Origin of the sequence: Marichromatium sp. PS1 (assembly GCF_041155115.1) — a bacterium.
Taxonomy (GTDB): Bacteria; Pseudomonadota; Gammaproteobacteria; order Chromatiales; family Chromatiaceae; genus Marichromatium; species Marichromatium gracile.
Map to the genome: position 1 here is coordinate 234,623 of NZ_BAAFHB010000001.1, position 14,683 is coordinate 249,305.

Sequence of the window (14,683 nt, forward strand, 5' to 3'; positions counted from 1 at the left end):
TCTATCCTCGATTGTCGGGCCACTCCGGGCGACCCGAGTTCGCGCGGACCTGCGCCTGTCTCTCGTCCGCCCAGCGCACGGCGAACCCGTTGCTGTAGCGCAGATCCACGACCAACAGTTGTCCAACCGCCTCGAGCTGCGGGGCGTTGGCGATGAAACGGGCGAGCCGCTCCTCGACCTGCTCGGAACCGAGCCGCAGCTCGGTGCCCATGACCAGCTCGACGCGCCAGTCGCCGCGCGGATCGACCGCCAGGGTCTGGATCAGATGACCGACCAGCATCAGCCGGTCGCGCCAATCCTGATAGCGACTCGCCAGCTCGGCGGCACGCGCCTCCTCACCCACGAGCACCGGCAACCCCGCCGGCAGGGTCGCGGCACGCGGCCGGAACACCACCCCCTCGGCGGTCACCAGACCGTCGTCGTTCCAGCGCGCGATCGGTCGATGCTCCTCGACCAGCACCAGCAACCGATCGGGCCACACCCGACGCAGACTGGCGTGACCGACCCAGGCCAGCGACTCGGCCGCGCGCTTGAGCTCGACCAGGTTGGCGGTCAGGATGCCGCCGTCGAGCCGCTCGGTCAGGGTCTGGCTGAGCAGCGCCGAGGAGTGATGGTGCAGCTCGCCCTCGACCTCGACCACCCGCACCGGCAGCAGAAAGGGCTCCCAGCGCAGGAACAGCCAGCCGCCGACCGGCATCGCCAGCAGCAACAACACCCCGAGCAGCGTGCGCCAGCGCGAGCGCCCCAGCCGCTGCGACAGCGGACGCTTCCTGGTAGCCCCGCGACGGCGTCGTTCAGCCACGGTCGAAACTCGTCTCCAGGATGCGCCACACCAGCCGATCGAAGTCCATCCCCGCCGCCCGCGCCGCCATCGGCACCAGGCTGTGATCGGTCATCCCCGGCACCGTATTGATCTCCAGCAGGAAGGGGTCTCCTGCGGCGTCGAGCATCAGGTCGACCCGCCCCCAACCGCTCGCCCCGGCCTGTTCGAAGGCGTCGAGCGCGAGCGACTGCAGCGCGTGCTCGCGCGCCGGCTCCAGTCCGCAGGGGCAGAAATAGCGGGTGGTGTCGGCGCTGTACTTGGCCTCGTAGTCGTAGAAGACGTTGGGCGTCTCCAGCCGGATCAGCGGCAGCGCCTCCTCGCCGAGGATGGCACAGGTGTACTCCGCCCCGGCGATCCAGCGCTCGGCGAGCACCAGGGCGTCGAAGGCACTCGCCGCACGCCAGGCGGCGGCGAGCCCGGCGACGTCCTCGACCTTGGCCATGCCGATGCTCGAGCCCTCGTGCACCGGCTTGACCATCAACGGGAAACCGAGCGCCGCAGCCGCCGGCAGGTCGTCCTCGTCGCGCAGCAGCACGGCGTCTGCGGTGGGCAGACCGCCCCCCGACCACAGCAGCTTGCAGCGATGCTTGTCCATGCCCAGCGCCGAACCGAGCACCCCGGAGCCGGTGTAGGGCATGCCGATGCGCTCGAGCGCGCCCTGGATCTGGCCGTCCTCGCCGCCACGTCCGTGGAGCACCACGAAGGCGCGCGCGAAGCCCCCGACCCGCAAGCGCTCGAGCACGTCGGCGCCGGGGTCGAGCGGCTCGGCGTCGACGCCCTGACGGCGCAGCGCCTCGAGCACCGCACGCCCGCTCCTCAGCGAGATCTCGCGCTCGGCCGCCTCGCCACCGAGCAACACCGCGACCCGGCCGAACTCGGCCGCGTCCTGAACCCGATGCCTGGTCATGACTCCCCCCCGACGACCCGCCGCACCTCGGGCATCAGCCGGACCCCGCTGGCGCGTTCGACCGTGGTCTGCACCAGCGCGATCAGCTCGGCGATGTCCCGGGCGGTGGCATCGCCCGTGTTGATGATGAAGTTGGCGTGACGCTCCGAGACCTGGGCCCCGCCGAGTCGTCGCCCCTTGAGCCCGTTGGCCTCGATCAGTCGCGCGGCATGGTCCCCCGGCGGATTGCGGAACACCGAGCCGCAGCTCGGCTGACCGATCGGCTGGGTGGCGGCGCGCCGATCGAGCAGGGCGCGAATCCGCGCCATCGCCGCGGCGCCGTCGCCGGGTTCGAGCGCCAGATCGGCGCCGACGAACCACTCGCCCGCCGGCCCGCGCACCTCGCGATAGCCCGGGGTGAAGTCGCTCGCCGGGCGCTCGCGGACCCGCCCCCGGCGATCGATGGTGCGCACGCGCGCCACCCACGGCCAGGTCTCGCCGCCCCAGGCCCCGGCGTTCATCGCCAGGGCGCCGCCGAGGGTGCCGGGGATACCGGCGAGGAACTCGATCCCGACCAGGTCGGCGCGCGCGGCGACGCGGGCGAGCTTGGCGCAGGCCACCCCGGCGCCGACCCGCAGGCCGTGCTCGCCGTGACGCTCGAGCCCGTCGAGACAGCCCAGGGTGTGGATCACGGTGCCGGGGAACCCGGCATCGTCGATCAACACGTTGCTCCCCAGCCCCAGCCACAGCAGCGGCTCGTCGGGGTCGAGCGCGGCGAGGAAGACGGCGAGGTCGTCGAGATCGGCGGGACGGTAGAGCCTTCGCGCCGGACCGCCGACCCGCCAGCTGGTGTAGCGGGCCAGCGGCTCGTGTTCGAGCAGGGTGCCGCGCCAGGGTGTCGTCGTCTCGCTCATCGGCCCTGCTCCAGCAGCTGCGGCAGTCGCGCGGCCAGCCGACCGATGTCGCCGGCCCCGGCCACCAGCACGATATCGCCGTCCTCGAGCAGGTTGGGCAGCAGCTCGGGCACGGCCTCGGGGCCCTCGACGAACACCGGATCGCACTCGCCCCGGGTACGGATGGCGCGGCTCAGTGCACGCCCGTCGGCACCGGGGATCGGCTGCTCGCCGGCCGGATAGACCTCGCAGAGCACCAGGGCATCGACCCCCGAGAGCACCGCAACGAAATCATCGAACTGCTCCTGGGTCCGTGAATAGCGATGCGGCTGGAACACCAGCACCAGCCGCCGCCCCGGCCAGCCCGCACGCGCCGCCTCCAGGGTCGCGGCGAGTTCGCGCGGGTGATGGCCATAGTCGTCGACCACCAGCAGGTCGCGCCCCCAGGCGTCGCGCAGCTCGTGGGAGACGAAGCGCCGCCCCACCCCCTCGAAGCGTGACAGCGCGCGCGCGATCGCCGGCTCCTCGACGCCGAGCTCGAGCGCCACGGTGATCGCCGCCAGGGCGTTGAGCACATTGTGTCGACCCGGCAGGTTGAGGGTCAGCTCGAGCGGTCCGTCGAGCGCGTCGCTCTCGACGCGGAAACTGGTGCGCATGCCGCACTGGCGCAGCGCGCTGGCGCGCACATCGGCCTCGGGGTGGGTGCCATAGGTCCGCACCGGCCGGGGGATGGTCGAGACCAGCTCGCGTACCACCGGGTCGTCGATACAGAGCACCGCCAACCCGTAGAAGGGCAGGTGATGGAGGAACTCGACGAAGGTGCTGCGCAGCCGCGAGAAGTCGTTACCGTAGGTGTGCATGTGATCGGCGTCGATATTGGTGACGATCGACACCATCGGCTGCAGATACAGGAAGGATGCGTCACTCTCGTCGGCCTCGGCCACCAGATACTTGGTGGTGCCGAGCTTGGCGTTGGCCCCGGCGCTGTTGAGCCGCCCGCCGATGACGAAGGTCGGGTCGAGCCCGCCCTCGGCGAGGATGCTCGCCACCAGACTGGTGGTGGTGGTCTTGCCGTGGGTCCCGGCCACCGCCACGCCGTAGTAGAAGCGCATCAGCTCGGCGAGCATCTCGGCACGGCGCACGATCGGGATGCGCGCGGCACGGGCGGCGCGGATCTCGGGGTTGTCCTCATCGATCGCCGTCGAGACCACCACCGCGTCGACGTCGACGACCTGCTCGGCGCGATGGCCGACATGGATCTCGACGCCGAGCCCGGCGAGCCGGCGGGTGACCTCGCTCTCGCGCAGGTCCGAGCCGCTGACCTCGTAGCCGAGGTTGGCCATCAGCTCGGCGATCCCGCTCATCCCCGCCCCACCGATACCGATGAAGTGCAGACGCCGGACCCGCCCCATGTTAGCGGCGGTATGTTGCAGATGTGCGTTCATCGACCGATCTCCTCGAGACACTGGGCGGCGATCCGCGCCGCCGCCTCCGGTCGGGCGCGCCCGCGCGCGGCCTCGGCCATCGCCAGCAGCGCGGCGCGATCGCCGAGCAGCTCGGCGAGCAGCTCGCCGAGGCGTTCGGCGGTGAGCTCGGTCTGCGGCAGCAGCCGCGCCGCGCCGGCCTCGACCAGATAACCGGCATTGGCCCGCTGGTGGTCGTCGACGGCGTGCGGATAGGGGACCAGCACCGCGCCCACGCCGGCGGCGGCGAGCTCCGAGACGGTCAGCGCGCCGGCGCGACAGACCACCAGGTCGGCCCAAGCATAGGCCGCGGCCATGTCGTCAATGAAGGGCACCACCTCGGCCTCGACACCGGCCTCGCGATAGGCCGCGCGCGCCTCCTCCAGGGTGCGCGTGCCGGCCTGATGGCGGACCAGCGGACGCGTCTCGGGGGCGAGCCGGGCGAGCGCCGGGGCCAGCGTGCGATTGAGCGCGAGCGCCCCGAGCGAACCGCCGAGCACCAGCAGCCGCGCCGCGCCGTCACGCTCGCGCCAGCGCGCGGCCGGGGTCGGCAGCGCGGCGATCTCGGCGCGCACCGGATTGCCACTGACCTCGGCGCGACCGGGGGCGAAGCTCCCCGGGAAGCCCTCGAAGACCCGGCGCGCGATCCGCGACAACCACTGGTTGGTCAGCCCCGGCACCCGGTTCTGCTCCTGTACCACCAACGGGATGCCGAGCACGCGCGCCATCACCCCGCCGGGACCCGAGACGAAGCCGCCCATGCCGAGCACCAGCGCCGGGCGCCGCCGGCGCAGGATGCGCGCGGCCTGCCACGAGGCGCGCGCCAGCCGCCAGGGGGCGAGCACGCGGGAGCGCCAGCCCTTGCCACGCACCCCCTCGATGCCGAGCCACTCGATCTCGAAGCCGTGCTCGGGCACCAGCCGCGACTCCATGCCGCGCCGGGTACCGATCCAGAACACCCGCGCGCCCTCGGCGCGCAGCCGCTCGGCCACCGCCAGCGCGGGAAACACGTGCCCACCGGTACCGCCGGCCATGACGCCTATGCACGGACCCATTTCAACCCCCGTCTTGGTCCCGCCTCGGACTGCGTCTGACGCACCGTGGCATCGATGCGCAGCAGCAGCCCCACCGCCATACAGGCGACGATCAGGCTGTTGCTGCCGTAACTGAGAAACGGCAGGGTCAGCCCCTTGGTCGGGAGCAGCCCCACATTGACCCCGATGTTGACGAATGCCTGCATCCCGATCCACAACCCGATGCCCTGCGCGGCATGAGCGGCAAAGGCCTTGCCCAGCGCCTGGGCGCGGGCGCCGATGGCGAAGGCGCGCCAGGTGACGAAGGCAAAGGCGGCCACCAGCAGCAGGGTGCCGAGCAGACCGAACTCCTCGCCGATCACCGAGGCGAGGAAGTCGGTGTGCGCCTCGGGCAGGAAGAACTGCTTCTGGATGCCGTTGCCGAGGCCGACCCCCAGCCACTCGCCGCGACCGAAGGCGATCAACGCCTGGCTGAGCTGGTAGCCGCTGTTGAAGGGGTCATCGAAAGGATCGAGGAAGGAGGTGACGCGCTGCATCCGATAGGGGGAGACGAGCACCAGGGTGATCAGCCCGGCACCGACCACCGCGATCAGCAGCACGAAGGGCAGCACGCTCACCCCGCCGAGGAAGAGCATCCCCATCACCGTGGCGAGCATCACCGCGGTGGTGCCGAAGTCGGGCTGCATCAGGATCATCGCGCCGGCCACCCCGACCAGGATCATCGGATGGATGAAGCCCGAGATCCGGTTGGCCACGGCATCGGCGTGACGCACCAGATAGCCGGCGACATAGACCACCGCGAACAGTTTCATGAACTCGGAGGGCTGGAGATTGAAGGGACCGAGCGGGATCCAGCGCGTCGCACCATTGACCGAGTAGCCGATCCCCGGCAACAGGACCAACATCAGCGAGGCCATGCCGAACAGGAACAGCCAGACCCCGTAGCGCTCCCACCACAGCAGCGGCAGGCGATAGGCGGCGACCCCGCCGATCAGCCCGAGCACGAGCGCGATGGTGTGACGGATCACGTAATAGAAGGGCGTGCCGCAGCAGCTCTCGGCGATCGACATCGACGCCGAGGCGACCATCACCAGACCGAAGCCGAGCAGCGCGAGCACGCAGATCAGCAACGCGTGGTCGAATGCGGGCAGCCGCTCGCGGCGACGACGCGGGTTGCGCACTGGACGGGCGGCGACGCTCATTGCGACAACCCCCGCACCGCCGCGGCGAAGACCCGGCCACGATGGGCATAGCCCTCGAACATGTCGAAGCTCGCACAGGCCGGCGAGAGCAGCACCCGATCCCCCGGCTGCGCCAGCTCGGCGGCCAGTCGCACCGCCTCGGCCATGTCGGCGGCATGGCACACCGGCACCACACCGGCGAGCACCGTCTCGATCAGCGGCGCGTCGCGCCCGAGCAGCACCGCCGCGCGCGCGGCGCGCGCCACCGCCGGGCGCAGCGGCGTGAAGTCCGCACCCTTGCCGTCGCCGCCGGCGATCAGCACCACCCGAGCGGGGTCACCCGCGCCGACCAGCCCGTCGAGCGCGGCCACGGTGGCGCCCGGGTTGGTGCCCTTGGAATCGTCGTACCAGCGCACCCCGTCACGCTCGCGCACCAGTTCGCAGCGGTGCGCCAGCCCGGGGAAGTTGGTCAGCGCCTTGCAGCAGGCCTCGCGCGGCAGCCCGCAGGCCTCGGCGAGCGCCAGCGCGGCGAGCGCGTTGGCGAGGTTGTGGCGTCCGGCCAGGGCGAGGCGCGCGCACTCGAGCAGTGGCGTGTCGCCGCGACAGATCCAGTCCTCGCCGCGATGACGGCGCACCCCGTAGTCGTCCGCACCGGGCTCGCCGAGGGTGAAGCCGATCAGCGCGCGCGCCGGCTCGGCGGCGACCATCGCCATCACCTCGGGGTCGTCGCGGTTGACCACCGCCACCCGCGCGCCGCGGTAGATCCGCGCCTTGGCCGCGGCATAGCCGGCGAGATCCGGGTAGCGGTCCATGTGATCGGGCGAGAGGTTGAGCACCACCGCGACCTCGGCGCCAAGGCTGTGGGTGGTCTCGAGCTGGAAGCTCGAGAGTTCGAGCACATAGAGCTCGGCGCGCGCATCGAGCAGCTCCAGCGCCGGCTCGCCGAGGTTGCCGCCGGCCGCCGCGCGCCGCCCGGCCAGCCGCGCCATCAGCCCGACCAGCGAGGTCACCGTGCTCTTGCCGTTGGAGCCGGTGATGGCGCAGATCGGCGCGCGCGCGGCGCGGGCGAACAGTTCGATGTCGCCGACCACCTCGACCCCGCGGGCGATCGCCGCGGCGATCAGCGGCTCGGCGAGCGCCACCCCGGGGCTGACCACCAGCTGCTCGGCGGCCTCGAACACCTCGCGCTCGAAACCGCCGACGAACACCGCCAGCTCCGGCAGCGACTCGCGCAGCGCATCGAGCCCGGGGGGCTGGGCGCGCGAGTCGGTCACCGCCGTCGGCACGCCCTGGGCATGCAGGTAGCGCGCGCAGGACAGCCCGGTCTTGCCGAGGCCGACGACCAGGGTCTTGGGGGCTGGGGGCTGGGTGAGTCGCTCAGTCATGTCAACGGATCTTCAGGCTCGCCAGTCCGATCAGCACCAGCACCACGGTGACGATCCAGAAGCGCACGATCACCCGCGGCTCGGGCCAGCCCTGCAGCTCGAAGTGATGGTGCAGCGGCGCCATGCGGAAGATGCGCTTGCCGGTGAGCTTGAACGACATCACCTGGAGCATCACCGAGATGGTCTCGACCACGAACACCCCGCCCATCACGAACAGCACCAGCTCCTGACGCACCGCCACCGCCACGGTGCCGAGCGCGGCGCCGAGCGCGAGCGCGCCGACATCCCCCATGAACACCTGGGCCGGATAGGCGTTGAACCAGAGGAAACCGAGCCCGGCGCCGACCAGCGCGGCGCAGAAGATCACCAGCTCGCCGACGTCGGCGACATAGGGGATCAGCAGATAGTCGGCGATCTCGGCATGACCACTGGCGTAGACGAAGAGACCCAGCGCCCCGGCCACCAGCACCGTCGGCATGATCGCCAGCCCGTCGAGCCCGTCGGTGAGGTTGACCGCGTTGCTCGAGCCGACGATGACGAAATAGGTCAGCAGGATGAACCAGGGACCGAGCTGGATCGAGACGTTCTTGAGATAGGGGATCAGCAACGCGGTCTCGGCCGGGGTGGCGGCGCTGACATAGAGGGCGACGGCGGCGATGAAGCCGAACACCGTCTGCCACAGATACTTCCAGCGCGCCGGCAGCCCGCGCGGATCGCGCTGCACCAGCTTCTTGTAGTCGTCGACCAGGCCGATGGCGCCGAAGGCCAGGGTGGTGAGCAGCACGATCCAGACGTAGTGGTTGCCGAGATCGGCCCACAGCAGGGTGCTGATGGCCACCGCCACCAGGATCAGCGCGCCGCCCATGGTCGGGGTGCCGGACTTCGACAGATGGCTCTGCGGGCCGTCGTCGCGCACCGTCTGGCCGATCTTGTAGGCGCGCAGCCGACGGATCATCGGCCGCCCCACCAGCAAAGCGATCGCCAGCGCGGTCAACACCCCGAGGATGGCGCGCAGGGTGAGATAGCGGAATACGCTGAACCCGCTATCGAGCCCGGCGAGCCAGTCAGTCAGATACAGCAGCAAACTCGTCTCCTCCAGCGGCGCAGAGCGCCTCTACGATGCATTCCATTCGCGCGGTGCGCGAACCCTTGATCAAGACCCGGTCATCCTCCCCCAACTCGGCGCGCAACGCGGCGATCAGCGCCGCCTGATCGGCGAAGTGCTCGCCCCCGGCGCCGAAGCCGTCGACCGCCGCGGCGCTCAGCGGGCCCACCGCGGCGAGGCGCTCGATGCCGGCGGCGCGCGCCTGCTCGCCGATCTCGCGGTGCAGCGACTCGGCCTCGGGACCGAGCTCGCCGAGATCCCCGAGCACCAGCCAGCGCCGTCCGGCAAAGGCCCTCAGCACCGCGATCGCCGCGGCGATCGAGTCGGGGTTGGCGTTGTAGGTGTCGTCGATCAGATGCAACCGCCCCGCCCCGCACAGCCGCGGGCAGAGTCGGCCGGGGACCGGGCGCAGCGCGGCCAGCCCGTCGCGGATCGCCTCGCCCTCGACCCCGAGGGCGAGCGCCACGGCGATCGCCGCCAGGGCATTGCGCACGTTGTGCTCGCCGGCGAGCGGCAGCGCGAGTGCATGCCTCTCGCCACCGTAGTGCGCGACGAAGCGGGTGCGGAACCCCCGCGCGTCCCATTCGGCGGTGATCTCGGGACGCTCGGCGCGAAGCGCCGGGCGCACCGTCGCCGCGGTACGCGGTCCGTCGTCGATGGCGAAGGTCGAGACCCGCTGGGCAAACGCCAGCTCACGCCACAACCCGGTGTAGGGCGAGTCCTCGGGCACCACCAGGATGCCGTGCGGGAGCAGCCCGCGGGCGATCTCGCCCTTGGCGCGGGCGACCCCCTCGAGCGAGCCGAAACCCTCGAGATGGGCGCGACCGGCATTGGTGATCAGCGCCACGTCGGGGCGAGCGAGATCGGTCATGTAACCGATCTCGCCGGGGTGATTGGCGCCCATCTCGAGCACCAGGAAATCCTCGTCGCGCGCCCCGAGCAGGGTCAGCGGCATGCCGATGTCGTTGTTGAGGTTGCCGCGGGTGGCGTGCACCCGCCCGGCCTGGCCGAGGATCGCCGCGACCATCTCCTTGGCGGTGGTCTTGCCGTTGCTGCCGGTGATCGCCACCACCCGGGCGCGCAACCGCGCCCGCCAGGCATGCGCCAGCCGGCCCAGCCCGAGGCGGGTGTCGTCGACCACCCACTGCGGCAGATCGACCGCCACCGGATGATCGACCAGCGCCGCCACCGCGCCGGCGCGACGCGCCGCCTCGACGTGTTCATGACCGTCGAAGCGCGGCCCGCGCAGGGCCACGAACAGCTGGCCGCTGCAGTCGACCCGGCTATCGGTCCCAACCCCGTCGAAACGGCAGTCAGCGCCCTGGAGTCGGCCCCCGGCCTTGGCCACGGCCTCGCCTAGCGTCCACATCAGTGATGTCCCTCCCGCCACTCGCGCAACGCCTCGACGGCCTGTGCGCGATCGCTGAATCGTCTCTTCAAGTCACCCATGTCCTGATAGGTCTCGTGTCCCTTGCCCGCGACCAGCACCGCGTCGCCGCGACCGGCGAGCGCGATCGCCAGCCGGATCGCCAACCCTCGCTGGTGCTCGACGCGCACCCGCTCGCGCTCGCCAACGCCCTCGAGGATGTCGGCGACGATGGCCTCGGGCGACTCGGTGCGCGGATTGTCGTCGGTGAGGATCAGGCCGTCGCTGAGACTCTCGGCGATCGACCCCATCAGCGGGCGCTTGCCGCGATCGCGATCGCCGCCGCAACCGAACACCGTGATCAGCCGACCACTGATGTGTTCGCGGACGTTGACCAACGCCTTCTCGAGCGCGTCCGGGGTATGGGCGTAGTCGACCACCACCAGCGGCGCATCCCCGCCGCCGAAGCACTCCATCCGCCCCGGCACCCCGCGGATGCGCGCCAGCTCGCGCACCGCGCGCTCCAGCGGCAGCCCGCGCGAGCACATCACCGCCAGCACCGCAAGGAGGTTGGCGGCGTTGAAGCGACCGATCAGCCCAACCTCGAGCTCGGCGCGCTCGGTGCGTCGGGTGGTGCGCGACTCGACATGCAGATAGAGGCTGTGCGGACGCGGCTCGATGGCCAGGGCGCGCAGCCGCAGCGCACAGCGCGACGGGGTCGGACCCTCGGGGTCGGTGCCGTAACCGGCGACCTGGACCTGCGGGGCCAGGGTCTCGAGCAGACGTGCGCTGAACGGATCGTCGAGATTGAGCACCGCCCACTGCAGCCCCGGGCTGAGGAAGAGCCGGCGCTTGGCCTCGCCATAGGCGGTCATGTCGCCGTGATAGTCGAGATGGTCGCGACTGAGGTTGGTGAAGACGGCATGGCTGAAACGCGCGGCGCTGGTGCGCCCCTGAGCGAGCGCGTGCGAGGAGACCTCCATCGCCACCGCACGCGCGCCCTGGGCGCGCAGCGACTCGAGCAGCGCCTGCAGCGAGATCGCATCCGGGGTGGTGTGGGTCGGCGAGCGCAGCGCCCCCGGGAAGCCGTTGCCGAGGGTGCCGATCACCGCACAGTCGAGCTCCGGAGCGAGCGCCTGGGCGAGGAAGTGGCTGACGCTGGTCTTGCCGTTGGTGCCGGTGACGCCGAACAGTTCGAGACGCTCGCTGGGCGCACCGTAGAAACGCGCGGCCAGCGCGCTGGCGCGCGCCGCGAGCCCCTCGACCGGGATCACCGGCAAGCCGAGACAGGCGCCGAGATCGAGGATGGCATCGACCGGCCAGTCGGCCGAGACCTCGGCGAGGATCGCCGTCGCACCACGATGCTTGGCCTCCTGGGCGAAGGCCAGCCCGTGCAGGCTGCCACCCTGGCAGGCGAGGAAGAGCCCGCCCTGCGACAGCAACCGGCTGTCGAGGGCGATCGAGCACACCGGGCGATCGGCGGCATCACCGGCCTCGGCAAAGCCGTCGATGAGATCACCCAGGCGCCAGGCGCAGGCCGTCGAGGAGAGCGCGATCACAGCCCCAGCCCTCCTCGTCCACTCAGCAACATCGATGGAGGCGGATTATCCGGCGGCACGTTGAACAGCCGCAGCGCACCCTCCATCACCTTCTGGAACACCGGGGCGGCGACGACCCCACCGTAGTAGGACTTGCCGCCCGGTTCATCGATCATCACCACCATCACCAGTCTTGGTCGGTCCACCGGGGCGAAACCGGCGAACACCGCCTGATAGCGCCGACCCGCATAGCCGTTGGGACCGGCCTTCTTCGCCGTCCCGGTCTTGCCCGCCACGCGATAGCCGGCGATCGCCGCGCGCCGGGCGGTCCCCTTCTCGGACACCACCTGTTCCATCATCGCGCGCACCATGCGCGCGGTCTCGGCACTGAGCACCCGGGTCCCCGGCACCGCCGCCCCGGGCTCGCGTCTGAGCAGGGTGACCGGGCGCTTGATGCCGTCGGCGGCGAGTGCGGCATAGGCCTGGGCCAGCTGCAGCGTGGTCACCGACAGGCCGTAGCCGAAGGCGAGCGTGGCGTGCTCGAAGACCCGCCAGTCGGAGTAGTGGCGCAGGTTGCCGGGGCTCTCGCCGGGGAAGCCGACCCCAGTGACACGACCGAAGCCGAGATGGTCGTAGAGGTTCCAGAGGTCGGCGTACTCCATCATCTGCGCGATCTTGACCACGCCGACGTTGCTCGACTTGGCGATCACCCCGGTGACATCGAGCAGACCGTAGTCGTGGACGTCGCGCACCAGGTTGCGCCCGACCCGGAAGTAGCCCGGCTCGGTGTCGATCTCGGTGGTGGGGGTGATCAGCCCGCGCTCGAGCGCCGCGGCCACCACCAGCGGCTTGACCGTGGAGCCGGGCTCGATCACATCGGTGACACAGCGGTTGCGGCGGCGCTCGCTGCCACCGTCGCGCAACGCATTGGGGTTGTAGCCGGGCTGATTGACCATCGCCAGCACCTCACCGGTGTCGACGTCGAGCGCCACCAGGGTGCCGCCGACGGCCTTGTGCTCGCGCACCGCCGCCAGCAGCTCGCGATAGGCGAGGAACTGCAGCCGCCGATCGAGACTCAGCACCAGATCGGTACCCTGACGCGGCGGACGCAGCTGCTCGACCTCCTGGACGATGCGCTTGCGCCCGTCGCGGATCACCCGCCGCAGCCCCGGCTCGGACTGGAGCTGGGCGTCATAGGCGAACTCGATGCCCTCCTGGCCGCGGTCCTCGATGTCGGTGAAGCCGATGACGTGCCCGAACACCTCGGCGCCCGGATAGAAACGCCGGTACTCGGTCTCGAAGTCGACACCGCCGAGACGCTCGCGTGCGATCAGCTCGCGCACCGCACGCGCCTCGTCGAAGTCGACCCGACGCTTGAGATAGATGAAACCGCGATCGGATTTGGCCAGCACCCGCTCACGCAATGCCTGCGGATCAAGGTCTAGCGACGCCGCCAGCTCGGGGAGCACGTCGAGCCGCTCGACGAGCTTGCGCGGATCGGCCCACACCGTCTCGACCGGGGTGCTGACGGCCAGCGGCTCGCCGTTGCGGTCGCTGATCATGCCGCGGCGCGCGGCGATCTCGGCCACTCGCAGATAGCGCCGCTCGCCCTCGGTCTGGAGGAAATCGGTCTCGACCACCTGACGATAGAAGACCCCGGCGCCGAGCAGCACGAAGGCCCCCACCAGTGCCATCAGCAACAGCCGACGGCGCAACCCGATGTCGGGACGACGGGGCTTGACGGGTTCGAGCGGGCGGCGGGGGCGACGGCTAGGGTTGGCCATGGCCGGTCTCCTCGAGCAACAGCACGTCGCCGGGGCGCGGCGAGAACATGCCGAGCTGCTCGCGCACGATCCGCTCGATCCGCGAATGGGTGGAGAGCGCCGCCTCCTCGAGTCGCAGCCGGTTCCACTCGACGTCGATGGCGTCGCGCTGGGCGCGCAGGTCCTGGAGCTGGGCGAAGTGCACCCGGGTCAGATACTTGGTATGGACCACGGCGATGGCCGAGACCACCACCATGAGCCCCAGCACCGCGGCGACCCAGAACTCAGCTCGCGCCATCGGCTGGGCTCCGCTCGGCCACCCGCATGATCGCGCTGCGCGCGCGCGGGTTGGACCCGGACTCGATCGCCGAGGGACGCTGCGCCTTGCCGAGCAGGCGCAGCCGCCCCGGGGCCGGGGCGCCGGTCACCGGCACGCCCTTGGGCAACACCGCGCCGCGCGACTCGCGACGCATGAAGTGCTTGACGATGCGGTCCTCCAGCGAGTGGAAGCTGATCACCACCAGCCGCCCGCCGGGGGCGAGCAGCTCGCAGACCTGGTCGAGACAGCGCTCGATCTCGCCGAGCTCGTCGTTGACCTGGATGCGCAGCGCCTGAAAGGTGCGGGTGGCCGGGTGCTTGCCCGGCTCGCGCCGCCCCGGCTGGGCGCGATCGACCAGCGCGGCAAGCTCGGCGGTGGTGCGCAGCGGGGCCTCGGCGCGACGCTCGCAGATCGCACGCGCGATCCGCTTGGCGAAGCGTTCCTCGCCGAACTCGCGCAATACGCGCGCGATCTCCTGCTGTTCGGCACGCATCAGCCAGTCCGCGGCCGACTCGCCCCGGCTCGGGTCCATGCGCATGTCGAGCGGCCCGTCGGCGCTGAAGCTGAAGCCGCGCTCGGCGGTATCGAGCTGCGGCGAGGAGACGCCGAGATCGAGCAGGATGCCGTTGAGCGGTTCGCTCTCGCCGGCCTCGGCAAGCGCCGCACCGATCCCGCCAAAGGCGCTGTGGAGGATGCGAAAGCGTGGGTCGTCGAGCGCGCGCGCGGCGGCGATCGCCTCGGGATCGCGGTCGAGCCCGATCAGCCGACCCGTCGGAGCCAGGCGCGCGAGCACGGCGCGACTGTGCCCGCCACGCCCGAAGGTGGCGTCGACATAGCGCCCGCCCGGTTCGGTCACCAGCGCGTTGACCGCCTCCTCGAGCAGCACCGAGCGATGAATGGTCTGGGAGTCCACGGGGACAGGGCGTG

The 14,683-nt window shown here is 71.1% G+C and carries 13 protein-coding genes; all 13 read right to left on the reverse strand.

The features are described 5' to 3' along the window. Nucleotide 1: 1 nt before the first annotated feature. The 13 genes from ACAM26_RS01060 to rsmH are packed head-to-tail and all read right to left on the reverse strand — an operon-like array spanning nt 2 to nt 14,669. Nucleotides 2-802 (reverse strand): cell division protein FtsQ/DivIB, encoded by an 801-nt coding sequence (locus tag ACAM26_RS01060; RefSeq protein ID WP_223806021.1) that lies wholly within the window; start codon nt 800-802, stop codon nt 2-4. After that, on the reverse strand, nt 795-1,730 hold the full coding sequence (locus tag ACAM26_RS01065) for a D-alanine--D-alanine ligase (protein WP_123140014.1): 936 nt from the start codon (nt 1,728-1,730) through the stop codon (nt 795-797). The genes ACAM26_RS01060 and ACAM26_RS01065 overlap by 8 nt, the downstream gene beginning before the upstream one ends. Then, nucleotides 1,727-2,623, reverse strand: coding sequence for a UDP-N-acetylmuramate dehydrogenase (gene murB / locus ACAM26_RS01070; RefSeq protein ID WP_369612958.1), 897 nt, complete (start codon nt 2,621-2,623; stop codon nt 1,727-1,729). The genes ACAM26_RS01065 and murB overlap by 4 nt, the downstream gene beginning before the upstream one ends. Then, complete coding sequence (gene murC / locus ACAM26_RS01075) at nt 2,620-4,047, reverse strand: UDP-N-acetylmuramate--L-alanine ligase (RefSeq protein ID WP_123140016.1); 1,428 nt, start codon at nt 4,045-4,047, stop codon at nt 2,620-2,622. The genes murB and murC overlap by 4 nt, the downstream gene beginning before the upstream one ends. Next, nucleotides 4,044-5,120 carry an undecaprenyldiphospho-muramoylpentapeptide beta-N-acetylglucosaminyltransferase gene (gene murG, locus ACAM26_RS01080; RefSeq protein WP_369612959.1) on the reverse strand — a complete coding sequence of 359 codons (1,077 nt, stop codon included), beginning with the start codon at nt 5,118-5,120 and terminating at the stop codon, nt 4,044-4,046. Before murG ends, murC begins: the two co-directional genes overlap by 4 nt. Further along, the gene (gene ftsW, locus ACAM26_RS01085) at nt 5,105-6,301 is read right to left on the reverse strand and encodes a putative lipid II flippase FtsW (protein ID WP_123140018.1); all 1,197 of its coding nucleotides are present in this window, start codon (nt 6,299-6,301) and stop codon (nt 5,105-5,107) included. Before ftsW ends, murG begins: the two co-directional genes overlap by 16 nt. Further along, the gene (murD, locus tag ACAM26_RS01090; RefSeq protein ID WP_123140019.1) at nt 6,298-7,665 is read right to left on the reverse strand and encodes a UDP-N-acetylmuramoyl-L-alanine--D-glutamate ligase; all 1,368 of its coding nucleotides are present in this window, start codon (nt 7,663-7,665) and stop codon (nt 6,298-6,300) included. The genes ftsW and murD overlap by 4 nt, the downstream gene beginning before the upstream one ends. Before the next feature lies 1 nt (nt 7,666). Further along, complete coding sequence (mraY, locus tag ACAM26_RS01095; RefSeq protein ID WP_123140020.1) at nt 7,667-8,749, reverse strand: phospho-N-acetylmuramoyl-pentapeptide-transferase; 1,083 nt, start codon at nt 8,747-8,749, stop codon at nt 7,667-7,669. Continuing rightward, entirely contained in the window at nt 8,730-10,139 is a 1,410-nt protein-coding gene (gene murF / locus ACAM26_RS01100) for a UDP-N-acetylmuramoyl-tripeptide--D-alanyl-D-alanine ligase (protein ID WP_123140021.1), read from the reverse strand. The genes mraY and murF overlap by 20 nt, the downstream gene beginning before the upstream one ends. Continuing rightward, nucleotides 10,139-11,695 carry a UDP-N-acetylmuramoyl-L-alanyl-D-glutamate--2,6-diaminopimelate ligase gene (locus ACAM26_RS01105; RefSeq protein ID WP_190287898.1) on the reverse strand — a complete coding sequence of 519 codons (1,557 nt, stop codon included), beginning with the start codon at nt 11,693-11,695 and terminating at the stop codon, nt 10,139-10,141. Before ACAM26_RS01105 ends, murF begins: the two co-directional genes overlap by 1 nt. Further along, the gene (locus ACAM26_RS01110; protein ID WP_123140022.1) at nt 11,692-13,458 is read right to left on the reverse strand and encodes a penicillin-binding protein 2; all 1,767 of its coding nucleotides are present in this window, start codon (nt 13,456-13,458) and stop codon (nt 11,692-11,694) included. Before ACAM26_RS01110 ends, ACAM26_RS01105 begins: the two co-directional genes overlap by 4 nt. Next, nucleotides 13,445-13,735, reverse strand: a complete 291-nt coding sequence (gene ftsL / locus ACAM26_RS01115) for a cell division protein FtsL (protein ID WP_123140023.1) — start codon at nt 13,733-13,735, stop codon at nt 13,445-13,447. Before ftsL ends, ACAM26_RS01110 begins: the two co-directional genes overlap by 14 nt. Then, on the reverse strand, nt 13,722-14,669 hold the full coding sequence (gene rsmH / locus ACAM26_RS01120; RefSeq protein WP_223806020.1) for a 16S rRNA (cytosine(1402)-N(4))-methyltransferase RsmH: 948 nt from the start codon (nt 14,667-14,669) through the stop codon (nt 13,722-13,724). The genes ftsL and rsmH overlap by 14 nt, the downstream gene beginning before the upstream one ends. Between the last annotated feature and the right edge of the window lie 14 nt (nt 14,670-14,683).